The following is a 25,146-nucleotide window of genomic DNA, read 5'->3' as shown; positions in this document are numbered from 1 at the left end:
GCAACGGACAACGCACCGCACACCGTTGCGTGTAGCGATCGTCGGCGCGGGTCCCAGCGGGTTCTACGCCGCGGAACGCCTGCTCTCCGAGACGGACTCCGCGGTGCAGGTCTCGATGTTCGATCGACTACCGACACCGTTCGGGCTCGTCCGCGCGGGCGTCGCGCCCGACCACACTCATACCAAAAAGATCACCGACGTATTCTCCTGGACCGCTGCGCGGTCGAACTTCCACACCTTCTACAACGTCGAGATCGGACGACACCTTTCCCACGCCGAACTGGCACGACACCACCACGCGGTGATCTATACCGTGGGCGCGTTGAGCGATCGACGACTCGGCATCCCCGGGGAAGACCTTCCGGGCAGCCATGCGGCCGCGGAGTTCGTCGCCTGGTACAACGGACACCCCGACTACCGGGAGCGACGCTTCGATTTCGGACACCGTCGCGCCGTGGTCATCGGCAACGGCAACGTCGGCCTGGACATCGCCCGGATACTGCTTATGGGCGTCGAACGACTGCGCCACACCGACATTGCCGATCACGCGCTCGAGCAACTGGCACACAGCAAGATCGAGGAAGTGGTGCTGCTCGGGCGGCGCGGTCCCGCGCAGGCCGCTTACACCACGCCAGAACTGCTGGCCTTCGCCCACCTCGACGACATCGACGTTCTCACCGATCCGGTGACCCGCACCGGCGACGACCTGAACGACACCCCCGCACGCAAGTCCAGGGCATTGTCCGAGGTTCTGGCCGCCAACCGCGGCGGGACCAAACAACTGACGCTGCGCTTCCTGAGCGCTCCCACCGAGATACTCGGTACCGACCGTGTCGAACGCCTGCGCATCGCGCACAACCGCATGATCGAACGCGAGGGCACGCCCTCCGCCGAACCAACCGGCCGCATCGAGGACATCGAGACCGGGCTCGTCTTGCGCGCAGTCGGATTTCGCGGCCAACCGATCCCCGAGATCCCCTTCGACACCCGCTCGGGGACCATACCCAACGAGCACGGACGGGTGCTCGACCCGAGCACCGGCCAGCCGCTACCCGGGGTGTACACAGCAGGATGGATCAAACGCGGCCCCTCGGGTGTGATCGGCACCAACCGCAGCTGCGCCGCCGAAACCGTCGATCGACTGCTCGAGGACTTCGATTCGGGCAGGCTCACCGACCCGGCACGATCTCCGCGCGAGCTGACCGAACTTCTCGACACCCGCCAGCCACACCGCATCGACCGCGCTCAGTGGCAGCGGATCGACGAGTTCGAACGCGCCGCCGGCCGCGCCACGGGTCGCCCACAGGTGAAACTCACCTCCACCGACGAGATGCTCACCATCGCCCACGAACGCACTGCCGATCGGGGATGACCTCGACGGTCAAGGGTTCGAACGTCACTTCTGTTGTGGGCGCAGAGGGGTTCGAACCCCCGACCGCTGGTGTGTAAAACCAGAGCTCTACCGCTGAGCTATACGCCCGAGTGCCGCTGGCCTGAGCCAACGGAACGCTTGGAGAAATTTATCGTGTAGACGCCGGATCTCCAATTCCGCACGTCAGACGCCCTCCTATGTGCGCGGAAATACATAGCTGGCTATGTATTTCCGCGCACATGTGCGAAGCGCCTAGACCGAAGCCAGTGCCTTCTCCCACGCTGACTGATCGCGGGCCTCGCCGGGCTGGTTCATCTCGGCGAAGCGAACGATCCCGTCCTTGTCGATGACGAAGGTACCGCGGTTGGCGAATCCAGCCTTGTCGTTGAACACGCCATAGGCCTGCGCCACCGCGCCGTGCGGCCAGAAGTCCGACAGCAGCGGAAAGGTATATCCCTGCTCCGCGGCCCAGATCTTGTGAGTGGGTGGTGGCCCCACCGAGATGGCCAGGATCGCCGAGTCGTCGTTTTCGAACTTGGGTAGCTCGTCACGTACTTTGCACAGCTCACCCTGGCACGTCCCGGTGAATGCCAACGGATAAAAGACCAACAGAACGTTCTTGGCCCCGCGGTACGAGGACAGGGTGACTTCCTGGTTGTTCTGGTCCTTCAGAGTGAAGTCGGGCGCCGACGCGCCCACCTCGAGTGGCATCGAATTCCGTCTTCCTGTTCGGCTGTCTCTACCGTTTGGTTGCCTGCGTCTTGGGCTGAACCAGCCGACTGCCGATCCAGTCGCCCAGATTTTGAGCCGATGTCTGCGTCAACCCTGCCGTGGGAGCCGACTCGGCGATCTCACTGGGCTCGACGTGGCCTGGAAGTCCGGTTTTGGGGCTGAGGACCCAGACGAATCCGTCGTCCGACAACGGACCGATGGCGTCCATGAGCGCGTCGACGAGATCACCGTCTCCGTCGCGCCACCACAGCAGTACGACGTCGATCACCTCGTCGGAGTCCTCATCGAGGGTCTCCCCGCCGATAGCGTCCTCGACGTCTGCCCGGAGGTCGTCGTCTGTGTCCTCGTCCCAGCCCAGCTCCTGGACAACCAAGTCGCGGGTGATTCCAAGTTTCTGAGCGTAGTTCTGAGCGTCCGCCGCGGCGACCACGGTGGTGACCTCCTTGCATAGTGGGTGAAGTAGTGCAAGCGAACAGTGTTTTAGCCGTAACCGCAAGCTGACCGCGCCGAAATTGCGTACATAAATTTCTACTGGCGGGTATTGGGACTCCGTACTACCTCCACCGGAGATGTGTAGGAGAATTGATCAGGATCACTGAAACGAGGAACGTAGATCGCCGTCACAGAGTGCGAGATACATGGCAGCGGCCGCCACACCGAGCGCCCGCCACATTGAGGAGTACACACGTTGTCCGAGATGAACCAGGACGATCGGCAGAACACAAAATCTGCCGCAAAGACGAGCGGGCCCACCGGCTCGGACGGTCGAGTACGCGTCATCCGCGAGGGTGTCGCCAGCTACCTGCCCGACATCGACAATGACGAGACCAACGAATGGATCGAATCCTTCGACGGTCTCCTCGAACGGTCGGGTCCGGCCCGTGCGCGCTATCTGATGCTGCGGTTGCTCGAACGCGCCGGTGAACGTCGGGTCGCGCTGCCGTCTTTGACGTCCACGGATTACGTGAACACGATTCCCACCGAGAACGAACCGTGGTTCCCCGGTGACGAATCGATGGAGCGTCGCTACCGCGCTTGGATTCGATGGAACGCCGCCATCATGGTCCACCGCGCCCAGCGTCCCGGAGTGGGAGTCGGTGGACACATCTCCACCTACGCTTCCTCCGCCGCGCTCTACGAGGTCGGTTTCAACCACTTCTTCCGCGGCAAGGATCACCCGGGTGGCGGCGACCAGGTCTTCATCCAGGGTCACGCGTCCCCCGGCATCTACGCACGCGCATTCCTCGAAGGACGCATCCCCGCCGAGCGCATGGACGGGTTCCGCCAGGAGTACTCGCACTCCGACTCCGGCGGCGGCCTGCCGTCGTACCCGCACCCTCGCTTGATGCAGGACTTCTGGGAGTTCCCGACGGTCTCCATGGGCCTGGGTCCGATGAACGCCATCTATCAGGCACGCTTCAATCACTACCTGCACGACCGCGACATCAAGGACACCTCCGACCAGCACGTCTGGGCGTTCCTGGGCGACGGCGAGATGGACGAGCCCGAATCGCGCGGCCTGGCGCACGTCGCCGCCACCGAGGGTCTCGACAACCTGACTTTCGTCGTCAACTGCAACCTGCAGCGCCTCGATGGACCGGTCCGCGGCAACGGCAAGATCATCCAGGAGTTGGAGTCGTTCTTCCGCGGCGCCGGCTGGAACGTCATCAAGGTGGTCTGGGGACGCGAGTGGGATGCACTGCTCCACGCCGACCGCGATGGTGCGCTCGTCAACCTGATGAACACCACCCCCGATGGGGATTTCCAGACGTACAAGGCCAACGACGGCGGCTACGTTCGTGATCACTTCTTCGGCCGCGATCCCCGCACCAAGGAACTGGTCAAGGATCTCTCCGACGGTGACATCTGGAATCTCAAGCGCGGCGGACACGACTACCGCAAGGTCCATGCCGCGTACGCCGCTGCGATGGCGCACAAGGGCCAGCCGACGGTCATCCTGGCGCACACCATCAAGGGCTACACCCTCGGTAAGCACTTCGAAGGGCGCAATGCGACGCACCAGATGAAGAAGCTCACTCTCGACGACCTGAAGACCTTCCGCGACCTGCAGCACATCCCCATCTCCGACGAGGAGTTGGAGAAGGATCCGTATCTGCCGCCGTACTACCACCCCGGCGCCGATGCCCCGGAGATTGCGTACATGCTCGATCGTCGACGCAAGCTCGGCGGGTTCGTCCCCGAGCGTCGGGTCACCCCGAAGCCGCTGCCGCAGCCGAGCGACGACACCTACAAGACGCTGCTCAAGGGTTCCGGCAAGCAGGACGTCGCGACGACGATGGCGCTGGTGCGCGTGATGAAGGAGCTTCTTCGCGACAAGGAGATCGGCCACCGCATCGTGCCGATCATCCCCGACGAGGCCCGCACGTTCGGTATGGACTCGTGGTTCCCGTCGCTCAAGATCTACAACCGCAACGGCCAGCTGTACACATCGGTCGACTCCGAGTTGATGCTCGCCTACAAGGAGAACTCGTCGGGTCAGATCCTGCACGAGGGCATCAACGAGGCCGGTTCGACGGCGTCGTTCACCGCAGTCGGCACCTCGTACTCGACGCACGGCGAGGTGATGATCCCGCTGTACATCTTCTACTCGATGTTCGGCTTCCAGCGCACCGGTGACGGCCTGTGGGCAGCTGCCGATCAGATGGCACGCGGATTCGTCCTGGGCGCCACCGCGGGTCGCACCACGCTCACCGGCGAGGGCCTGCAGCACGCGGACGGTCACTCGTTGCTACTGGCCTCGACCAACCCGGCCGCCGTCGCGTACGACCCGGCCTTCTCCTACGAGATCGCCCACATCGTCAAGGACGGTCTGCGCCGAATGTACGGCGGCACCGAAGGAGTCGAAGGCTTCGGCGGTGAGAACATTTTCTACTACATCACCCTGTACAACGAGCCCTACCAGCAGCCGGCCCAGCCGGAGGACCTCGACGTGGACGCACTTCTCAAGGGCATCTACCTGTTCGAGAAGCCGCAGGACGGCGATGGCCCCGAGGCGCAGATTCTGGCGTCGGGAGTCGGTATCGTCTCGGCACGCAAGGCCCGTGAGCTGCTCGAGTCCGAGTGGGGCGTCCGCTCCGGTGTCTGGTCGGTCACCTCGTGGGGCGAGCTTCGCCGTGACGGTGTCGAGGCGGAGAAGGAAGCGCTTCGCAATCCGGGCGCCGAGAAGCGTGTGCCGTTCGTGACGCAGGCCCTGTCGAACTCGGCCGGCCCGGTCGTGGCGGCCTCGGATTGGATGCGCGCAGTCCCGGACCAGATCCGCCAGTGGGTGCCGGGCGACTATGTCACGCTCGGTACCGACGGTTTCGGCTTCTCCGACACCCGCCCGGCTGCTCGACGCGTGTTCAACGTCGACGCCGAATCCATCGTCGTCGCCGTGTTGTCGGCTCTCGCGGCTTCGGGTGAGATCGACAAGTCGAAGGCAGTCGAGGCCGCGGAGAAGTACCGCATCGACGACGTGCATGCTGCGCCGACCTCGTACGCCGATACCGGTTCCGCATAATCCGTAACCCACCCTCGCCCGTCCACCGAAGTCCCGTCGTCGCGGGACCCCGGTGGGCGGGCGTAGGTTTTTCTCATGGTCGACAAGAACGGAGCCGGTGGTGGCGAGTACCCCGATAGCTACATCACCGACAACGAGGTGCATCTTCCGGTGAAGGCGTTGTCGCCGTCACGGCAGAAGCGCGATCCGCTTCCCGACGCGTTGTTGCGCCGGGTGAAGCAGTTCTCCGGGCGCTTGTCGACGGAGGCCGTGACGGCGATGCAGGATCAGTTGCCGTTCTTCGCTGGTCTGGACGCGGCACAGCGGTCGAGTGTGCAGTTGTTGATTCAGACGGCGGTGGACAACTTCTTGGAATGGTTGAAGAACCCGCAGAGCGATATCAGGTTCAGCCTGGATGCGTTTCAGGTCATTCCGCAGGATCTGGCGCGGCGTCTGACGCTGCGTCAGACGGTGGACATGGTTCGCGTTGCGATGGAGTTCTTCGAGCAGTGGTTGCCGGCGTTGGCTCGCAACGATCAGCAGCTGGTTGCGTTGACGGAGGCGGTGTTGCGGTACGGCCGCGAACTTGGTTTCGCGGCCGCGTCGGTATATGCCAGTGCTGCGGAGTCGCGTGGTGCGTGGGACACGAGGCTCGAGGCTCTTGTCGTCGACGCCGTTGTGCGCGGCGACACCGGATCGGACATGCTTTCGCGGGCTGCGACGCTGAACTGGGACGCCACCGCGCCTGCAACGGTGCTGGTGGGCACTCCCCCCGACGATCAGGGCGTGTCTGTGGTGGGCACTGTGCATGCGGTCGCGCAGAAGCACAATCGCGCCGCTCTCGCCGTGGTTCAGGGGACCAGGTTGGTCATGGTTGTGAGCGGACGGTTGTCAGACGATCCGACGAGCAGTTCGTTTCTCGAGGACATGCTGCGCAATTTTTCGGATGGGGCTGTGGTCATCGGACCGACCACGCGCACTCTGGGCGCTGCGCATTCGAGCGCCGTCGAGGCGTTCGCCGGAATGCAGGCGGTGGCTGGTTGGCGAGGCGCTCCGCGGCCGGTGCATGCCGGCGAGTTGCTGCCGGAACGTGCGTTGCTGGGTGATTCCGCTGCCATCGAGGCTCTCAACGACCTACTGGTTCAGCCGTTGTTCTCCGCGGGTTCCGGGCTCGCGGACACCCTGGACGCGTACCTCGACTGTGGCGGTGCGGTCGAGATGTGCGCCCGGCAGCTGTTTGTTCATCCAAATACGGTGCGCTATCGCTTGAAGAGAATTGCCGAGGTTACGGGCCGCGACCCGACACAATCTCGTGATGCGTACGTGCTTCGGGTCGCGGCAACAGTAGGACGACTGACTCGAACGCATCACGAACCACACTATCCAGCACCACACATCCCACAGGTAACATTCGGCGAAGTTGTGACGTAACGCCATGCAGGGGTGCGGCGATGCGAGCGCTCCGTGAGCCGTTTTGTGGGGTCTCCACAAATTGCACAGCAAGAGTTCATCGAGAGCAACATCTCTGAAACCGGCCTCAACGGTGTTCTCTTAACGATGTGATTGCGTTGCTTGCGCCCGGCCAGGGCTCCCAGACACCCGGAATGCTCGTGCCATGGCTCGAACTACCCGGAGCTACAGATCGCGTCGCCCTGTGGTCCAAGGCGTCCGGTCTCGACCTCGTGCGTCTCGGCACCACCGCGACAGCCGAGGAGATCACCGATACGTCGGTGACTCAGCCGCTCGTCGTGGCAGCGGCATTGCTGGCGTTCGAGGAAATCGCCAGCCGCGGTATCCTGCCGCAGGACATCGTCGTCGCAGGGCATTCGGTGGGCGAGCTTGCAGCCGCCGCGGTGGCAGGGGTGATCACCGCCGACGAGGCCGTCACTCTGGCCGCCGTCCGCGGATCCGAGATGGCCAAGGCATGCGCGCTCGAACCGACCGGCATGTCCGCGGTTCTCGGCGGCGACGAGGCTGTCGTGCTCGCCCGTCTCGAAGAACTCGGCCTCGAACCTGCCAACATCAACGCTGCCGGCCAGATCGTCGCCGCTGGTCTGCTCACCGCACTGGCCGAGCTGGCCGCGAACCCGCCGGAGAAGGCTCGCGTGCGTGCACTTCCCGTTGCGGGCGCATTTCACACCCGCTTCATGGCACCCGCCCAGGAAGCAGTCACTGCTGCCGCGGCATCGATCACGCCGAACGAACCCGTCCGGACTCTGCTCTCCAACTCCGACGGCAACGCTGTGACATCCGGCGCAGACGCGCTTGCCAAGTTGGCAGCTCAGGTGACCAAGCCTGTCCGCTGGGATCTGTGCACCGCCTCGCTGCGCGAGCGCGCGGTCTCCGCTGTGGCAGAGCTGCCTCCGGCGGGAACACTGATCGGAATCGCCAAGCGCGAAATGCGTGGCACCCCGAACCTCGGGCTCAAGAAGCCCGAAGATATTGCAGCATTGGCCGAGCTGACCTAGCTTTACGAAACTCCCGTGACCACCTGCGTCACGGGCTCGACGTGCCCACCTCGAGGAATCGGTGGCGCACACGAAGGACCGTTCGTGGGATAGCGCAGTGGCAAAGACTTCGGTGCGTCGATTCACGACGCACCGACCCGCAAAAGATCGACCGAAAAGAAGGGAGCCACTCAAGTGGCCAGCCAGGAAGACCTCATCGCCGGACTTGCAGAGATCATCGAGGAGGTCACGGGTATCGAGCCCTCCGAGGTGACCATCGAGAAGTCCTTCGTGGACGACCTCGACATCGACTCCCTGTCGATGGTGGAGATTGCTGTTCAGACCGAGGACAAGTACGGCGTCAAGATCCCCGACGAGGACCTCGCAAGCCTGCGCACGGTCGGTGACGCTGTCTCGTACATCCAGAAGCTCGAAGCCGAGAACCCCGAAGCTGCCGAGGCAATCAAGGCCAAGCTCGACGACTCCGCGAGCGAGTGAGTCCAACCGTGACCAACCCATCCACCAACAACGGACGCTTCCCGAGTGTCGTCGTCACCAGCCTTGCTGCGACCACGTCCATCGCCGGTGACGTGGACGCCACGTGGAAGGGTCTGCTGAACGGCGAGAGCGGCATCGGTGTGCTCGAGGACGACTTCGTCTCCGAGTACGGCCTGCCCGTTCGAATCGGCGGTCACCTTGCCGTGAGCCCGACGACTCTGCTCAGCCGAGTGGAGATTCGTCGCCTGAGCTATGTGGAGCAGTTGTCCACTGTGCTCGGCCGCGAGGTGTGGAAGAACGCCGGTAGCCCCGAGGTGGACCCGCTCCGTCTCGGAGTGTCCATCGGCACCGGTCTCGGTGGCGGCGATGCACTTATCGACGCCAACGACAAGATGAAGGCCGGCGGCTACCGCAAGGTGTCCCCGCTCGCCGTTCAGATGGTCATGCCCAACGGCCCCGCAGCGGTCGTCGGGCTGGAACTGAAGGCACAGGCCGGCGTCATCACGCCGGTGTCGGCCTGCTCCTCGGGATCGGAAGCCATCGCGCATGCGTGGCGGATGATCGTCATGGGTGACGCCGATATGGTCGTCACCGGTGGCGTCGAGGGATACATCGACGCGGTGCCGATCGCGAGCTTCTCCATGATGCGCGCGATGAGCACCAACAACGACGACCCGAAGGGTGCATCGCGTCCTTTCGACAAGGATCGCGACGGATTCGTCTTCGGCGAGGCAGGCGCGCTCATGGTCATCGAGACCGAGGAGCACGCGAAGGCTCGCGGAGCAACGATTCACGCACGTCTGCTCGGCGCCGGTATCACCTCCGACGGTTTCCACCTGGTGGCACCCGATCCGGAAGGCACCGGAGCTGCCCGCGCGATGTCGCGGGCCATCGAGACCGCAGGGTTGCAGAAGTCCGACATCACGCATGTGAACGCACACGCCACGGCCACACCGATCGGTGACACAGCCGAGGCGCTCGCGATCAACAAGGCGGTCGGCAACCACGCGGCTGTATATGCACCGAAGTCTGCACTTGGCCACTCGATCGGCGCTGTCGGCGCTCTCGAGTCGGTGTTGACGGTGCTTGCAGTGCGAGAGGGAATCATCCCTCCCACGCTGAATTTGGAGAACCAGGATCCGGAGATCGATCTCGACGTCGTCAAGGGTGAAGCCCGCGCCGGACAGATCGACTACGCGATCAACAACTCGTTCGGATTCGGTGGGCACAATGTGGCGCTCGCCTTCGGTCGGGCCTGATAGCCACCGTCAGGTGACTTTTCAGCCCTGAGCACTCGAACCCGGGTGGGGGTCTTCATCGACCTCCGCCCGGGGATCGCCCCGCATCCGGGGCACGCAGAAGGAGAAGGCGATGACCATTCTGTCCCCCCTCACCCGTTCGGGTAGTTCCACCGATCCTCGCGATCCGGTCGCGCGACTGGAAAAGCTCTTCGATGCCGGAACCATGGTTCCGCTGCACGACCGTGACAAGTCCGGTCTGCTCGCCGCCGCCGGTGATATCGACGGCGTGCACACCGTCGCCTACTGCTCCGACGCCACCGTCATGGGCGGCGCCATGGGAGTCGACGGGTGCAAACACATCGTCTCGGCCATCGACACCGCGCTCGACCGCGGCGCGCCCATTGTCGGAATCTGGCATTCCGGCGGAGCTCGGCTCGCCGAGGGTGTCGAAGCACTCCACGCCGTCGGCCTGGTGTTCGAGGCGATGGTTCGCGCTTCGGGTGTCGTCCCACAAATTTCTGTCGTTCTCGGTTTCGCAGCCGGTGGCGCCGCATACGGTCCTGCTTTGACCGATGTCGTCATCATGGCTCCCGAGGGACGTGTCTTCGTAACAGGTCCCGACGTCGTCCGCAGCGTCACCGGCGAGCAGGTCGACATGGCATCTCTCGGTGGACCCGATACGCACCACAAGAAGTCGGGCGTCTGCCACATCGTCGCGGACACCGAACTCGACGCACTCACCCGTGCTCGCCGGCTGGTGTCGATGTTCAGTGAGCAGGGCACATTCGATATCGCGGCCGCCGAGCATGGTGACACCGATCTCCGTGCTCTGCTGCCGGAGTCAAATCGCCGGGCCTACGACGTCCATCCGATCATCGACGAACTGCTCGACAACGTCGAGGGCGAATCGACCTTCGAGGAATTTCAGGGCGGCTGGGCGCGCAGCATCGTCGTCGGGCTCGGGCGGTTGAGCGGGCGGACCGTCGGCGTCATCGCCAACAACCCGATCCGTCTCGGTGGTTGCCTCAACTCCGAGAGTGCAGAGAAGGCGGCCCGCTTCGTTCGGCTGTGCGACGCCTTCGGTATCCCGCTCGTCGTTGTGGTCGACGTCCCCGGATACTTGCCGGGAGTCAGCATGGAATGGGAAGGCGTCGTTCGCCGCGGGGCGAAACTGCTGCACGCCTTCGCCGAAGCCAAGGTCCCCCGGGTCACCCTGGTCACTCGCAAGATCTACGGCGGTGCTTACATTGCCATGAATGCCCGCGCCCTCGGAGCCACCGCGGTGTACGCGTGGCCGGGTTCAGAGGTCGCCGTGATGGGCGCCAAGGCTGCTGTGGGGATCCTGCACAAGAAGGCTCTGGCCGCGGCGCCCGAGGGTGAGCGCGAGGCCCTGCACGATCGCCTCACCGTCGAACACGAGACCATCGCCGGCGGGGTGGACCGGGCCGTGGCCATCGGCGTCGTCGATCAGGTCATCGAGCCGGCGAGCACACGCTCGACCATCGCAAAGGCTCTTGCCGGGGCGCCTGCGCTCCGCGGCAACCACAAGAACATTCCCCTCTGAGCAACTGAGACAACTGTGCCCCGGTGACTGGTCACCGGGGCACAGTTGTTCGCGGGGCTACGCGGTCAGTTCTCGAGCCACCTGTGTGAGTGCGCGAGCCGAATGACCACTTGGCGCACGTCGAGAATCTGCTCGGCGGTGAGGCCACGATTCGCGCGCAGCAATGCCTCGGTCAGCTCGTTGGAGAACTCGTGCGGTGAAAGAACATCGCTGCCGACATCGTCGTAGTCGGCCGTCTCGGCGTCGGGAACGACAGCCGGCACCGCAGCGCGGGTAACCGGCTTCGGCGAATCGATGATCTGCACCTGGCCCGCTTTGAGTCCGCGGTCGCCCTCCTCGGCTACGTACTCGACGCGAACACCGGGAGCGAGAAGACGCTTGTCGAAATCCAGATCGTTGACGTGGATGAACACGTCCTCGCCGCCCTCGTCCGGAGCGACGAAACCATATCCCTTGAACTCGTCGAATCGAATGACCTTACCGGTCGACAACATGACACCACCCATTCCACACACCAGCCCACATGCCTTCCCTGGCACGGCACCGACGATACTGGACGTCGCTCAACCTGCGTTGCGGCTGAGCCAGGAGGCGTCGAATTCCGCGCTGCAACTGCGATACGGCTCGAGCGCTTCGTCCCAGGGGGTGCCGAGGGCGTAGTCGATCTCGGCCGCGAGCGAGGACGAATTACCCGCCATCATCGCTTTGAGGCGCATTTCACCGAGGATGACATCGCCGTTGGCGCTGGTGCAGCCGCGCCACAGGCCGAGTCCGGGCACGTGTGCGAAACGTTCACCGTCCACACCCTCGCTGGGATCCTCGGTGACCTCGAAACGCAGCATTCGCCACGGACGTAGCGCTTCGGCGAGTTTGGCACCCGTGCCCACCGGCCCCACCCAGTTGGTGGTTGCACGCACATGGCCGTCGGACGACGGCTGCGCCGACCAGGCGAGCTTCGCACGACTATCGAGCACGTCGGACAGCGCCCATTCCACGTGCGGGCACAACGCAGTGGGCGACGAGTGGATGTACACAACACCCGCCGTCGCATCCGCGAATTGATTCGATGCGCGCATTCGATAACACCTCCAGCTTCGACGAGGGACGTCTTCCCCAACGACCTCGACATGCGCTGATTTTCAGATGCTGCCTTCACACGCGTACCTGTACTAGTGTGCCCCGAGTTACCCCTGTTACGCCAGTGCACTCCTGAATCTATCGGCTCACCTGGTGTTGTTGCCGATGATCTCGTCCGACAACTCGGGCCACAGGGGCTTAGCCCACTCACCGAACGCCATATCCGTCAGCACCACGGTGGCAAGACGAGCGTCGGGATCGACCCACAGAAACGTCCCCGACTGCCCGAAATGACCGAAGGTGCGCGTCGAATTGCGGAGACCGGTCCAATGCGGCGATTTCGAGTCCCGCAGCTCGAAACCGAGCCCCCAGTCGTTCGGCTTCTGCGAGCCGTAGCCGGGAAGAATCCCGGCCAACCCTTCGAACTGCACGGTGACGGCACAGCTGACCGTATCGGCAGCCAGCAGCTGTGGGTCGAGCAGTTCGGCGGCAAACGCCGACAGATCGTTCGCCGACGAGCGGGCGCCGTGCCCGGCCGGGCCGTCCAACACCGAGTTCGTCATCCCCAGCGGGTGGAACACCGCCTCGGCGAGGTAGTCCTCGAACGGGATTCCGGTCTCCGCGGCGATCGTGTCCGCCAACACCTCGAACCCGGCACTCGAGTAGATCCGTCTGGTGCCGGGCTTTGCCTGCACCTGCTGATCGGCGAACGCGAGCCCGGAGCTGTGTGCGAGCAGATGCCGCACCGTCGACCCTTCGGGGCCAGCGGGTTGATCGAGCGCGATGGCCTCTTCCTCGATGGCAACCAGCGCCGCATACGCGACGAGAAGTTTGGTCACGGACGCCAGCTCGTAGACGCGATCGAGGTCGCCGTACCGATCGACCACACCGGAATCGGACACCACCGTCGCCGACGCGTTGTCCACGGGCCAACCAGCGATCAAATCAAGACTGTGCACGTCGTCAACCCTAGTCGTGTGCCCCCTGCGCTTGAATGGTCCTCCCACGCCATCTGATCGCATGGATGTGCCATTCAAGCGATCGTGGGCTGCCTGGATTGCGTGAACTACCGGTCGGAGTCGGTGTACTTGATGACGCCGCGGATGTTCTTGCCGTCGAGCATGTCCTGATAGCCGGAGTTGATGTCGTCGAGGGTGTAGGTGTTGGTGATCATGTCGTCGAGATTGAGCTGGCCGCTCTTGTACATCGACAGCAGCAGCGGGATGTCATGACGCGGGTTGCCGCCGCCGAAGATCGCGCCCTGCAGATCCTTCTGCAGCATGGTGAACAGGAACAAGTTCAGCTTGACGTCCATGTCCTCCATCCGGCCCATTCCGGTGACGACGCATCGTCCGGCTTTGGCCGTGAGGAGCAGCGCCTCCTCGATGTTTTCACCCTTGATCTCGCCGACCGTGATGATGGTCTTCTCCGCCATTCTCCCCTCGGTGAGTTCCATGATCGGCATCAATGCCTCAGTTGCGCTGGAGAATACGTGGGTCGCGCCGAACTTCAACGCCTGATCTCGTTTGAACGGAACAGGATCGATGGCAATGACCTTGGTGGCACCCGACTGCACAGCGCCCTGCAGTGCACTCAGGCCCACTCCCCCGACGCCGATGATCACGACGGTTTCACCCGGGGTCACCTTGGCGACATTGGTGGCGGACCCCCACCCGGTGGGCACGCCGCAGCCGACGAGTGAGGCCACGTCGAAGGGGATGTCGTCGTCGATCTTGATGGCGGAGGTCTCGTGCACCGTCATGTACGGAGAGAAGGTTCCCAGCAGGCACATCGGAATGACGTTCTGGCCTCGCGCCTGAATCCGAAAGGTGCCGTCGCTGATAGCCATTCCGCTGAGCAGTCCCATACCGAGATCGCACAGGTTCTGATGTCCGTTGGCGCAGGCCGGGCAGTGACCGCACGACGGAATGAAGGACAGGACGACGTGGTCGCCCTCTTTCAGGGTCTTCACTTCCGGTCCCACCTTGGTGATGACTCCGGAACCTTCGTGGCCACCCATGACCGGATACGACGGCATCGGTGTGGCACCGGTGACGATGTGGTGGTCGGAGTGGCACATTCCTGCCGCCTCCATGCGGATCTGGACCTCACCGGCCACCGGATCCCCGACTTCGATTTCCTCGACCGACCACGGCTCGTTGAGACCCCACAGCACAGCGCCCTTGGTTTTCATCGCGACTCGCCTTTCGCACGCAGCTCGGCTCGCTGTTCGAGCCGATCGCAGTGCAACCGACGATAGTCACACAAGTCCAAAATTGGAACACGTTCTAGTAATTGATTGGTGTGAATGCAACTCGACGCGATGAGACTCGTGCGGATCAGCCGGCAACGCACCGACCCCGCGCTACGCTCGGAGCAAATCGAGGGGAGATCTTCCAATGACGGTGGAATACGGATCGTGCAACCTGTGCGAGGCGATGTGTGGACTGGAATACACGGTCGAGAACAACACCGTCACAGCCATTCGCGGGGACAAGAAGGACCCACTTTCACGGGGGCACATCTGCCCCAAGGCGCTGTCGCTGATCGATCTGCATGCAGACCCGGATCGGCTGACTGCACCCGTGCGCCGAACGCCGACCGGCTGGAAAGAGATCGGATGGGACGAGGCCTACGATCTCGTCGTCGACGGCCTGGTCTCCACCCGCGAAAAGCACGGGGCCAACTCCGTCGGCATCTACCAGGGCAACCCCAACGTGCACAGCGTGGGAGCACTGACGCACGGGGTCCCCTTCACCTCCATGTTGCGGACCAAGAACAGATACTCGGCCACCTCGCTGGACCAACTGCCACATCAGTTGGTCAACTACCTCCTCTACGGCCACCAGCTGGCGCTGCCGATCCCCGACATCGACCACACCGACCTCTTTCTCGTCCTGGGCGGAAACCCGATGGTCTCCAACGGATCGATGATGACGGTCCCCGATTTCGCGCACCGTGTTCGTGACCTCCAAGCGCGCGGCGGCACCATGATCGTGGTCGACCCGCGCAAGACCGAAACCGCCGATGTCGCCAACGAGCATCACTTCGTCCGTCCGGGGACCGACGCACTGCTGCTGCTGGCGATGATCAACGTCGTCCTCGGCCTACCCACCCGAATCGCCGACTACGTCGACGGCGCGGATGACGTCGCCGCGCTCGTGGCCGATTTCACCCCCGAGGCCGTCGCCCCTGCGGTCGGCATCTCCGCCGCCGACATCACCTCGCTCGCCGAGCGATTTGCCGGGGCAAACTCCGCCGTCGCCTACGGACGCATGGGTGTGTCCACGCAACGCTTCGGCAGCGTGTGCCAGTGGGCGATCCAGGTACTGAACATCGTGACCGGCAATCTCGACCGTGTGGGCGGGGCGATGCTGACCAGTCCCGCGATCGATCTCATCGGGAAGAAGGTGGTCGGAAGGGGTCATTTCGACGCCTGGCGATCCCGCGTTCGAGATCTTCCGGAGTTCTCCGGAGAGTTCCCGAGCTCGACGCTGGTCGACGAGATAACCACACCAGGCAAGGGTCGGATCCGTGCCATGGCGGTGTTCTCGGGCAATCCCGTCCTGTCCATGCCTGGTGGTAAGAAACTGGACGAGGCGTTCGCGGATCTGGACTTCATGGTGTCGTTCGACTTCTATGTCAACGAGACCTCACGTCATGCCGACGTCATTCTGCCGCCGACCATGGCGCTCGAGCGCGATCACTACGACCTGATCTTTCAGGCTTTCGCGGTGCGGAACACCGCGAAGTTCATGCCGGCGATCTTGAAGCCGAAGCCGGGGACCAAAGCCGATTGGGAGATCTTCCGCGATCTCGCGCTGCGCTACCAGGCGCGCCGCGCCGGCTCCCGCCTCGACCAGTGGAAGTCGAGGCTCCAGCCCGCGTCGATAGTCCGGGAGGCGCGTCTTCGACTCTCTCCACGGCGCACCGTCGACCTACTGCTGCGCAGGCAACGCAATGGGCTGTCGGTGTCGCGGCTGGCGAAGTCTCCGCACGGCATCGACCTCGGTCCGCTCGAGCCCGGTCTGCCCGGGAAATTGCAGACTCGCGACAAGCGGATTCAGCTCGTGCACGACATCATCGTTGCCGATCTGCCCGCGTTGCACGATGCGATGCTCGGCGCCGAGCCACTTCGCGACGGGGAGCTCCTGATGATCGGACGACGTCATCTACGCAGCAACAACTCCTGGATGCACAACGCGACTCGGCTCACCAAAGGCAAGCCGCGGCACCAGCTCCTCGCGCATCCCGACGACCTCCTCGCCCGCGGGATCGACGACGGCGCCACCGTCTCGGTGACCTCGGCAGCGGGATCGGTGCACATCGAAGTCCACGCTTCCGACCGGATGATGCCGGGTGTGGTGAGCATGCCCCACGGATTCGGACATCAGCGCGACGGCGTCGAACTGTCGGTCGCCACCTCCGTCGCCGGCGTCAGCGCAAACGACGTCACCGATCCCCAGCAGGTGGATGCGGTATCGGCCAACGCGATCCTCAACGGCGTGCCGGTGACCATTGCCGCGCTCGAAGATCGAACCGCCGACCCTGTGGGCTCCGGCAGCGGGCGCGTTCTGTAGCATTCTGACCGCTCGCCCAGCGCGAGATGGGGCGGTAGCTCAGTCGGTTAGAGCCGTGGACTCATAATCCATTGGTCGCGGGTTCGAGCCCCGCCCGCCCCACACAGCTCCTTCTCGAGCCGATATCCACTCCACCGGAAGCCGCCTGACCCTATTCTGAACTGGTCGGGAGCGCTCCCAGGAGGATGCATGATCAAGACAATCGTTCGCTCTGCAACCGCATGCTTGTCCTGCATCGCCCTGGCGGGTGCTGCGCCCGCATTCGCTGGAGCCACCCCGCCGTCCGGGGTAACGGCGGAGACTCTCGCGCACGCGTCGTTTCCACTGCTACCCGGCAGCGCCGAGATCGCGGGCACCGATTTCACGGTCCGGAAGATCGTCATCGCTCCGGGCGGAACCACCGGTTGGCACTATCACGACGGCCCGGTGTACGCGTACGTCGAGTCGGGTGTTCTTACCCGCGTCGTGAACGAGTGTGCACACGTGTCCTCGCCCGCCGGCGCCTTCGTCGTCGAGGACGTCGGTGCAAATCACGTGCACGAGGGCATCAATGCCGGGGACGTTCCCGTCGTTCTGTACGCGGCATACATCGAACCTCCTGGCAAACCGTTCGCCGAGGATGCACCCGCTCCCCCGTGCGCCGGGTGAGCCCCCGCTTCCGTGCACTGGGTAGCCTGGTAGGTCGTATGCAGATACGCGTGTTCGGTGGATAGTGCCAGCGACCACCGGATTCGTCACGACCCGATCGGAGACTCCATGGACGACGACAAGATTGCGACCGAAGTTGCGTCGACCGACCCAGCGACGGTCTTTGCTGCACTCGCCGACATCGTCTACCGCGGCACCAGCGCCGATGAGATCTACTCGGCGATCTGCATCGCCGCCACGCTCCTCGTTCCGGGTTGCGACCATGCCAGCCTCATGCTCGTCGACCGCGGCCGAAACGTCACCGTGGCGGCCTCCGACGGGATAGCCCGCACCGTCGACGACATCGAGCGGGCAACGGGCGAGGGTCCGTGCCTCGACGCCATCGACAACGAGGCCGCCCAGATCGAAACGGACTTCCTGACGCCCACCGCATGGCCGGCGCTGGCCAAGGGTGTCTTGGCGCGCACCCCTGTTCGCGGAGCGATGGGCTTTCGCTTGTTGCTCGACCATCAGAAGGTCGGGGCGCTGAACCTGTTCAGTGACACTCCAGGTGCGTTCACCAGTGAAACGGCAGATCGGGCCATCATTCTGACGGCGTTCGCGTCGGTGACGGTCTCCTCGATCCTGCACGGCGAGGAAGCTCAGACGCTCCGGATGGGGCTGCGCAGCAACAGGGAAATCGGCAAGGCCGTCGGTTTGCTGATGGTGTCCCACGAGGTCACCGACGACCAGGCCTTCGACATGCTGCGCAAGACCTCTCAGGACATGAACGTCAAGATCGCGGCGCTGGCGCAGTCCGTGGTGGAAGCGCACAAGCAGAGCATCAACTAGCGGACGGCTGCTTCGGGGTCGGCGCACCGGGTGCCTCGACGCGCTTCGGGAGCGCGAACACGAGCAGCAACGCGAGCACCGCGAAGCAAGCGCTGACCGACATCGCCATCGACGCGGCATGCGTGAAGCCGGTCGCCACGGTGTCCGGGCCGGTGATCTCGAGTGATCCGAACAGGACGCTGCCGATCACCGCGATGCCGACCGCGCTGCCGATTCGCTGCATCGTCGAGATCACGCCGCTGGCCGCACCCGCGTCCGCTCGGTCGACGGTCGCGACGATGAACTGGGCGTTGGGGGCGATGAACGCTCCGTTGCCGAGGCCGCCGATGAGCAGCGGCACCAGCAGTTTCCAATTGGTCAGGTCTGCGGCTTCGGTCGTCGCGAGCACGATCCACACCCAGATCAAACCGACAGCGACGAAGGATGTGCCCAGCAGTAGGACGGTACGTCCCAGTCGCTGGGTGAGTCTGTTGCTCTGCGAGGCCCCGATGATGCTGCCGATCGCGAACGGCAGCATCACTGCGCCCGTCGAGAGCGCAGAGTTTCCGAGACCGGACTGCCACAGCAGCGACAGTGTGAAGAAGATGCTGGTGAAGGACGCGAAGTACACGAGCGCCAGGATCGTGCCTCCGGTGAAAGCGGGATGCGCAAACAGCTTCGGAGGTACCAGCGGGTTGTGTCCACGCCGGCTGTAGCGAACCTCCCACGCACCGAACGCGGCTACCAGCGCAACACCGGCAGCCAGCGTGAAGTAGGTCCACAGGGGCCAGCCCTGTTCCTGACCCTCGATGAGCGGAACGAGCAGCGCGACGAGACCTGCGGAGATCAGCACGAGTCCGATCCAATCGATGCCCGATTCCGATCCCGTCCGCTCCTCGGTCTTGTTCGGCAGTAGGACGGCCGCAGCGACGAGCGCGAGAATTCCGATGGGCAGATTGACCCAGAAGACGCCCCGCCAGCCGTTCTCGTCACCGAAGGCCTCGATGATGAGTCCGCCGGCGATAGGTCCGAGCGCGGTCGAGACACCGATGACTGCACCCATGATCGCGAACGCTTTGCCGCGGACCGGCCCAGGAAAGAGAAGTTGAATGAACGCGGTGACCGCGGGCACGAAGATGCCGCCCGCCAAACCCTGAACGATGCGCGCGAGCACCAACTGCAGGTCGTTCTGCGCGAATCCACAGGCGAAGCTGGCGACCGTGAACAGCGCTAGACCGGTGAAGAAGACCCATTTGTGGCCGATCCGATCGCCCACCTTGCCGGCCGGGATCAGTGCCAGACCGAAGGCCAGCGCGTAGCCGGAGATGATCCACGACAGGGTTGCCTCCGACGCACCGAGACTGGTTTCGATCGTGGGAAGTGCCACGTTGACGATCGTCGTGTCGAGCAGCGCCATGAACATGCCGAGCAGCAGCACCACCAGTGCCTGCCAAGCCCGGCGAGGCACATCCACCGTCGGGGCGGACGCGCGTGAGTTGGTCTCGGTCATTGTTGTGAACAGTCCTTCGAATGCGGGGGCGGTTGATGCGGTGGTAGATGGGTCCGTGCCGTCTCGTCGGCGACGATGTCCGGTAGTGCTTCGCGCAGCTTCTCGTGCCAGTCGATCTCGGCGAGGAGGCGTTGCTCGCGGTGTTCGAGCGCGAACACCTCCGCGAGGGAGAGATACGGCCTGGCTCTACGTGTCGATGTCACCGTTGTCTCCAGCAACTCGCGCAGCATCGCCACCCGGGCGTTGATGACCTCGGGCAAGGAGTCGAGACGGTCGGGGTCGAGTCGCGTGAGAGCCAGATCGAATGGGTCGGGCCGTAGTGTGAATTCCGACAGCCCATCCCTACGCAGGGTGGTCAGCGCCCCGCGGCCGAGGTCGGTGATGGCGTAGACCTGCCGGGCAGGGAAATTCCCGGCCTGCTCGGTGCGGACATCGGCGATCAACCCTTCGGCGTGCATACGCTTGAGAGCGCCGTACAGACCGCCCACGGAAATGTCGGTCCACATGTGTACGTGCTCTTGTTCCGCGAGTAACTTCAATTGATGACCGTGCATCTCTCCCCGCTGAGCCAGCGAGCCGAGGATGAACAACCGTATCGAAGACACGAAACTACTCTTGCACGAGTACTCGATGCTCGTCAAAGTAACTCAGCTCACTGACCTGCGAGAATGACCGAAATGTCCAGCCACCGCGCCTTCCGAGTGCATCACCGAACCGAATTCACCATCGCGGGTGAGCAACGGTGAGGACAACGTCACGTCGGGCTAACTGATGTGTCATAGTCCGGAATCCTCGACCGAGCAGGGTGATCTCGTGGCAACAGAAACAGTCGACCGTGCTGCGGACACCGTCAAGACGGTCTGCGCGTATTGCGGCGTCGGGTGCGGAATCACGCTGCAGATCGGACGTCGCCCGGACGGCACGGCAACAATCGAGAAGTCGGTGGGCGACCCGTCACACCCCGCCAGTCGTGGCCGTCTCTGCACCAAGGGTACGACCACCGCGGACATGCTGGCCGCCCCCGGTCGACTCGCCACCGCTCTGACACGTACCGCGCGGGGCGACGATCCCGTACCCACGCCGACCTCCGAGGCCATCGAACACACTGCGCGCACACTTCGGGCCATCCTCGACGAGCACGGCCCGGACGCTCTGGGCATCTACGTCTCGGGACAGATGTCGATAGAGGCGCAGTACCTCTCCAACAAACTCGCCAAAGGGTTCATCGGGACCAACCAGATCGAATCGAACTCACGACTGTGCATGGCCAGCGCCGGCACGGGTTACAAGCAGTCCCTCGGCGCCGACGGTCCCCCCGGTTCGTACGAGGATTTCGACCACGCGGACGTCTTCCTCGTCACCGGCGCCAACATGGCGGACTGCCATCCGATTCTCTTCTTGCGGATGATGGATCGGGTGAAGCAGGGCGCGAAGCTCATCGTCGTCGATCCGCGACGCAATGCGACGGCCGACAAGGCGAACCTGCATCTCCAGATCTCACCTGGCACCGACTTGGACCTGTTGAACGGCCTCCTCCATCTACTGGTCGCCGGCGAACACATCGACCGCGAGTTCATCGCGGAGTTCACCGACGGCTGGGATGCCATGGAGGAGTTCCTCGCTGACTACACTCCCGCCCGCGTCAGCGAGAAAACCGGTATCACGGAGAGCGACCTGCGGACCGCAGCCAGGTGGATCGGCGAGTCCGGCAATTGGATGAGTTGCTGGACAATGGGTCTCAACCAATCCACGCACGGCACGTGGAACACCAACGCGCTCGTCAACCTCCATCTCGCGACGGGTGCGATATGCCGCACCGGCAGTGGACCGTTCTCGCTCACCGGACAACCGAACGCCATGGGCGGCCGCGAGATGGGATACATGGGCCCCGGTTTGCCCGGTCAACGCGCGGTTCTCTCCGAGGAAGACAGGACGTTCGTCGAGCAGCAGTGGAAACTGCCCACGGGCACACTGCGCACCGACACCGGCGGCGGCACGATCGACATGTTCTCCCGGATGGCCGACGGCGACATCAAGGCATGTTGGATCATCTGCACCAATCCCGTTGCCTCCGTTGCCAATCGCAAGACCGTCATCGCTGGACTCGAACGCGCGGAACTGGTGATCACGCAGGACGCGTTCGCCGATACCGAAACGAACGGCTATGCCGACGTGGTGCTTCCAGCAGCGCTGTGGACGGAGTCCGAGGGCGTGATGGTCAACTCGGAGCGAAACCTCACGCTGTTCCGCAAGGCCGTCGACGCCCCGGGCGAAGCAATGCCGGACTGGCAGATCATCGCATCCATGGCTTGTGCGTTGGGTTACGCGGACGCGTTCACCTATTCCTGCGCCGAAGAGATCTTCGAGGAGATCAAGCAGTTCTCCAACCCTCGAACCGGCTACGACCTGCGTGGAGTGACCTACGCGAGGCTGCGCGAGAGTCCATTGCAGTGGCCGTGCCCGCCGGATGATCCGGACGACCGACACCCCATCCGGTACATCAACGACGGCGTGAGCCAGACGCAACAGGTTCGCGAGGACGGCAGCGTCCCGGCGTTGTCCTTCCCAACCCCGACCGGCCGCGCACAGTTCTTCGCCAGGCCTTCGATGGCGCCCGCGGAAATGCCCGATGACGACTACCCGTTCCTGCTCAACACCGGCCGCCTGCAGCACCAGTGGCACACCATGACCAAGACCGGCAAAGTCGCGAAACTCAACAAGCTCAACCCCGGCCCGTTCGTCGAAATCCACCCTCTGGACGCCGAGCGGCTCGGATGCAAAGCGGGTGACCGCGTGGAGGTCGCATCGCGGCGCGGCCGTGCGGTACTCCCGGCCGTGGTCAGCGACCGGGTGCGCCCCGGAGATTGCTTCGCACCGTTCCACTGGAACGACTCTTTCGGGGAATACCTCTCGATCAATGCAGTAACCAACGACGCCATCGATCCTTACTCGCAGCAACCGGAATTCAAGGTCTGCGCAGTAACTTTGACCAAGATCAGCTCGGAAAGCACACCCGATCTACCGGACTCGGTATCGACGCGATCCCCCGTCGATACGCTCGCCGAGCTGGTGGGGCCGTGCGCGGGGCCCACTCTCCCCCTCCCACCTGTCGAACAACACTTCGTCGCCGGATATCTGGCCGCGCTTCGCACCGACGCCGCGCGTGAGGCGTCGGGCATCCCCACACTCCCGCCGGTGACACCGCTCTCGCCCGATACCCGAGCATGGTTCGAAGGGCTGCTCGCCGGCCTGTTCTCACGGACCGATGCAACACCGTTCGCCGACGGCGCGGCGGCGTCTGAGGAAGAGTCAGGCGATACCGTGCTCGTGCTGTGGGCCTCGCAAACAGGCACCGCCGAGGAGTTCGCGTTCGCGTGTGTCGACACGCTCAGGTCATCCGGCCTCGACGTCCGGGAACACGTCATGGACGACTTTCTTCCGGCGAATCTGACCGACTACAACAGTGTTCTGGTGATCAGCAGCACCACCGGAGACGGGGATGCACCGGACAACGGCCTGACCTTCCTCGACGGACTCTCCGGCGAATCGGCGCCCGATCTTCGGGGGGTTCGCTTTTCCGTTCTCGCTTTCGGGGACTCGAATTACGACGACTTCTGCGGAAACGGCCGCCGCCTCGACAGCCGGCTGGCCGATCTGGGAGCCGAGCGGTTGGTGGGTCGTGTCGACTGCGAACCCGATCACGAGGAGGCGTCCTCGGTCTGGCTGGAACGCGTGCTCGCCAAACTCACCGCCCAAACCAGCACCCCGACGAGCACCAAGCCGAGCACGATTCCTAGCACGACGTCCGGATCGCGCGGAGCGTCACCGACGGCGTACGGCAAGAAATCGCCCTTGCCTACCCCGCTGGTCCGTAACACACCGCTCTGTGCTGCGGGCTCGGCCAAGGACGTACGTCAATTCGGCTTTCACCTCCCCGAGGGGACGTTGAGCTACGAGGCCGGCGACGCTCTCGGCGTGTGGCCCCGAAACAGTGACGCACTCGTCGAAGAATGGTTGACGGCAACGAGACTCGACGGCGACACGGTCGTCGACATCGCGGGCCACGATGCGATGCCACTGCGAACAGCGCTGCGCGAACGACTCGAAATCGCGAAGGCGTCTCCGGACCTGTTGGCGTTCGTGGGAACTCGTACACGCGACGCGGACCTGGAGCGGTTGCTGATGCCGGAGAACAGAAGCGCATTGGCCGACTGGATGTGGGGCCGTCAGTCGATCGACGTGTTGACCCACGCACCGGTTCGGGCAAGCGTCGACGAGTGGCTGAGCGTACTGAAACCACTTCAGCCACGGCTGTATTCGATCTCGTCGAGCCCGAAAGAGAATCCCAATGAAGTTCAGCTGACGGTGTCCACGGTGCGCTACAACGTGCACGGCATCCCCCGCCGCGGTGTGTGTTCGACGTACTTGGCAGATCATGCGGACGGCGAGGACGTGCCCATCTTCGTGCAGAAGTCTGCCCATTTCAAACCCCCGGAGGACCCGAAAGCGCCGATGATCATGGTCGGCCCGGGGACGGGCGTTGCCCCGTTCCGCGCTTTCCTGCACGAGCGCAGAGCATTGGGACACACCGGTCCGAACTGGCTTTTCTTCGGCGAGCAGCACGCAGCGACGGAGTTCTACTATCGCGACGAGTTGACGACGATGATGGACGACGGCACTCTCACGCGACTGGATCTGGCGTTCTCCCGCGATCAGTCGTCCAAGGTGTACGTCCAGGACCGGATGACCGAGCATGGCGCTCAGTTGTGGAAGTGGCTACAGGAGGGTGCGCACTTCTACGTGTGCGGCGACGCAACCCGCATGGCAAAGGATGTGGACAACGCTTTGAAAGGCGTTGTTGCCCAGCACGGGAAATTAGCGCCGTCGAGCGCCGAGGCATACGTTCGGGCCCTTTCTGCGGAGAAGCGATATGTGCGCGACGTCTACTGACTTGTTGCACAACATCGATCGTTACCGTTTTGTGTCCGTCCTTGTCGACGACACTGATGGGCAGGCGTTGCGACCGATCGAAACGCGATAGGCACACGCGAAGAGCGCAATCCGACTCTCTGGCTACGGTATGCCGTGTTAGGTTCATTTGGATCCGAACAATCGTACAAAGTGTCGAGAAAAGGCATCCGAAAGTAGCCACGGCGCTTGCCGGCCGG

At 63.8% G+C, this 25,146-nt stretch carries 19 protein-coding genes and 2 tRNA genes; 12 read left to right on the top strand and 9 right to left on the bottom strand.

What is annotated here, in order from left to right:
• Window positions 1-1,372 (top strand): FAD-dependent oxidoreductase (locus J1M86_RS02225; protein ID WP_206508624.1); only part of this gene is annotated, 1,372 nt, incomplete at its 5' end.
• 36 nt (window positions 1,373-1,408) lie between these two features.
• Here the strand turns inward: J1M86_RS02225 and J1M86_RS02220 are convergent.
• The 3 genes from J1M86_RS02220 to J1M86_RS02210 form a co-directional block, all read right to left on the bottom strand.
• Window positions 1,409-1,480, bottom strand: a tRNA-Val gene (locus J1M86_RS02220).
• A gap of 144 nt (window positions 1,481-1,624) precedes the next feature.
• A complete protein-coding gene (locus tag J1M86_RS02215; RefSeq protein ID WP_075840450.1) occupies window positions 1,625-2,083 on the bottom strand; it encodes a peroxiredoxin in 459 nt (152 codons plus the stop codon).
• Window positions 2,084-2,111: 28 nt separating this feature from the next.
• On the bottom strand, window positions 2,112-2,534 hold the full coding sequence (locus J1M86_RS02210; protein ID WP_075840449.1) for a DUF3052 domain-containing protein: 423 nt from the start codon (window positions 2,532-2,534) through the stop codon (window positions 2,112-2,114).
• A gap of 267 nt (window positions 2,535-2,801) precedes the next feature.
• On the opposite strand from J1M86_RS02210, the gene aceE reads away from it, so the two are divergent.
• From aceE to J1M86_RS02180, 6 genes are all read left to right on the top strand, one after another.
• Entirely contained in the window at window positions 2,802-5,624 is a 2,823-nt protein-coding gene (aceE, locus tag J1M86_RS02205) for a pyruvate dehydrogenase (acetyl-transferring), homodimeric type (protein WP_230555722.1), read from the top strand.
• A 75-nt stretch (window positions 5,625-5,699) separates the two neighbouring features.
• Complete coding sequence (locus J1M86_RS02200; RefSeq protein WP_241259417.1) at window positions 5,700-7,034, top strand: CdaR family transcriptional regulator; 1,335 nt, start codon at window positions 5,700-5,702, stop codon at window positions 7,032-7,034.
• A 128-nt stretch (window positions 7,035-7,162) separates the two neighbouring features.
• A complete protein-coding gene (locus tag J1M86_RS02195) occupies window positions 7,163-8,071 on the top strand; it encodes an ACP S-malonyltransferase (protein WP_206508622.1) in 909 nt (302 codons plus the stop codon).
• 174 nt (window positions 8,072-8,245) lie between these two features.
• Complete coding sequence (acpM, locus tag J1M86_RS02190) at window positions 8,246-8,548, top strand: meromycolate extension acyl carrier protein AcpM (RefSeq protein ID WP_075840447.1); 303 nt, start codon at window positions 8,246-8,248, stop codon at window positions 8,546-8,548.
• An 8-nt stretch (window positions 8,549-8,556) separates the two neighbouring features.
• Window positions 8,557-9,807: a KasA/KasB family beta-ketoacyl-ACP synthase gene (locus J1M86_RS02185; RefSeq protein WP_075840446.1), complete on the top strand. Its 1,251-nt coding sequence runs from the start codon at window positions 8,557-8,559 to the stop codon at window positions 9,805-9,807.
• A 112-nt stretch (window positions 9,808-9,919) separates the two neighbouring features.
• On the top strand, window positions 9,920-11,353 hold the full coding sequence (locus J1M86_RS02180) for an acyl-CoA carboxylase subunit beta (protein WP_206508621.1): 1,434 nt from the start codon (window positions 9,920-9,922) through the stop codon (window positions 11,351-11,353).
• Window positions 11,354-11,418: 65 nt separating this feature from the next.
• Here J1M86_RS02180 and J1M86_RS02175 read toward each other — a convergent pair whose 3' ends face one another.
• The 4 genes from J1M86_RS02175 to J1M86_RS02160 form a co-directional block, all read right to left on the bottom strand.
• Window positions 11,419-11,847 (bottom strand): cold-shock protein, encoded by a 429-nt coding sequence (locus tag J1M86_RS02175; protein ID WP_075840671.1) that lies wholly within the window; start codon window positions 11,845-11,847, stop codon window positions 11,419-11,421.
• A 69-nt stretch (window positions 11,848-11,916) separates the two neighbouring features.
• Window positions 11,917-12,429, bottom strand: coding sequence for a DUF3145 domain-containing protein (locus J1M86_RS02170; RefSeq protein ID WP_075840445.1), 513 nt, complete (start codon window positions 12,427-12,429; stop codon window positions 11,917-11,919).
• A 147-nt stretch (window positions 12,430-12,576) separates the two neighbouring features.
• Window positions 12,577-13,389 carry a serine hydrolase gene (locus J1M86_RS02165; RefSeq protein ID WP_206508620.1) on the bottom strand — a complete coding sequence of 271 codons (813 nt, stop codon included), beginning with the start codon at window positions 13,387-13,389 and terminating at the stop codon, window positions 12,577-12,579.
• Window positions 13,390-13,496: 107 nt separating this feature from the next.
• Entirely contained in the window at window positions 13,497-14,624 is a 1,128-nt protein-coding gene (locus tag J1M86_RS02160; RefSeq protein ID WP_075840444.1) for an NDMA-dependent alcohol dehydrogenase, read from the bottom strand.
• A gap of 205 nt (window positions 14,625-14,829) precedes the next feature.
• Between J1M86_RS02160 and J1M86_RS02155 the strand changes: the two genes are divergently transcribed.
• The 4 genes from J1M86_RS02155 to J1M86_RS02140 all read left to right on the top strand — a co-directional run bounded on the left by J1M86_RS02155 (window position 14,830) and on the right by J1M86_RS02140 (window position 18,489).
• Window positions 14,830-17,010 (top strand): molybdopterin-dependent oxidoreductase, encoded by a 2,181-nt coding sequence (locus J1M86_RS02155; RefSeq protein WP_206508619.1) that lies wholly within the window; start codon window positions 14,830-14,832, stop codon window positions 17,008-17,010.
• 28 nt (window positions 17,011-17,038) lie between these two features.
• Window positions 17,039-17,112 (top strand) — tRNA-Ile (locus J1M86_RS02150).
• An 87-nt stretch (window positions 17,113-17,199) separates the two neighbouring features.
• Entirely contained in the window at window positions 17,200-17,658 is a 459-nt protein-coding gene (locus J1M86_RS02145) for a cupin domain-containing protein (protein WP_206508618.1), read from the top strand.
• A 108-nt stretch (window positions 17,659-17,766) separates the two neighbouring features.
• Complete coding sequence (locus J1M86_RS02140) at window positions 17,767-18,489, top strand: GAF and ANTAR domain-containing protein (protein ID WP_206508617.1); 723 nt, start codon at window positions 17,767-17,769, stop codon at window positions 18,487-18,489.
• Here the strand turns inward: J1M86_RS02140 and J1M86_RS02135 are convergent.
• Together J1M86_RS02135 and J1M86_RS02130 are read right to left on the bottom strand one after the other, a co-directional pair.
• Window positions 18,482-19,978, bottom strand: coding sequence for an MFS transporter (locus J1M86_RS02135; RefSeq protein ID WP_206508616.1), 1,497 nt, complete (start codon window positions 19,976-19,978; stop codon window positions 18,482-18,484). The two genes, J1M86_RS02140 and J1M86_RS02135, sit on opposite strands and share 8 nt — an antisense overlap.
• On the bottom strand, window positions 19,975-20,583 hold the full coding sequence (locus J1M86_RS02130) for a PadR family transcriptional regulator (RefSeq protein ID WP_307786504.1): 609 nt from the start codon (window positions 20,581-20,583) through the stop codon (window positions 19,975-19,977). The genes J1M86_RS02135 and J1M86_RS02130 overlap by 4 nt, the downstream gene beginning before the upstream one ends.
• Window positions 20,584-20,791: 208 nt before the next feature.
• On the opposite strand from J1M86_RS02130, the gene J1M86_RS02125 reads away from it, so the two are divergent.
• Window positions 20,792-24,928, top strand: a complete 4,137-nt coding sequence (locus J1M86_RS02125) for a bifunctional nitrate reductase/sulfite reductase flavoprotein subunit alpha (protein WP_307786503.1) — start codon at window positions 20,792-20,794, stop codon at window positions 24,926-24,928.
• Window positions 24,929-25,146: the final 218 nt, after the last annotated feature.

The organism is Rhodococcus sp. KRD197 (assembly GCF_017168235.1).
Taxonomy (GTDB): domain Bacteria; phylum Actinomycetota; class Actinomycetes; order Mycobacteriales; family Mycobacteriaceae; genus Rhodococcoides.
This window is presented reverse-complemented; position numbering and strand designations above follow the sequence as displayed.